1 pseudogene is annotated in these 526 nt (G+C 48.3%); it reads right to left on the bottom strand.

Annotated elements, in window-relative coordinates:
- Positions 1-29: 29 nt before the first annotated feature.
- Positions 30-526, bottom strand: a pseudogene (locus R7R24_RS30190) (L-lactate permease); the annotation flags it as partial.

Here is a 526-nt window from a genome sequence, read left to right as displayed (position 1 = left end):
AGCGCAAACGGTAGAATCTCCAGACCTTAGCTCCAGCTTCTGTTCTTGACGAAGAAACGTGTTAACATCATCGCCATCAATACAGGAATCATCGTACCAACTACGGCATGAATTACGGCAACGTTAGCCGTGATGTGCTGTAGGTATGCTTCCCATGTTGAGCCTTGAGCTGCCAACGCTTCACTGATGTTGTGCGTATCCAAACCTTTGTTTACACCCACGATAATCGGCGTACCCACTGCACCAAACGATACTGGCGTTGATTGAATCATCATGCCCATTAGTACAGCTGCTAGGGCAGGGAAACCGATCGCAACCAATAGTGGTGCGGCGATCGCTGCTGGTGTACCAAAGCCCGATGCACCTTCGATGAATGAACCAAAACACCAAGCAATAATGATGGCTTGAACTCGACGATCGGCAGAGATATCGGTAAATCCGTTACGGATAGTGGTGATCGCTCCAGTGTGTTTTAAAGTGTTGAGCAAGAAGATGGCACCAAACACGATCCATAGAACAGAGACAG

This window comes from Vibrio sp. 704, assembly GCF_033339295.1.
This window is presented reverse-complemented; position numbering and strand designations above follow the sequence as displayed.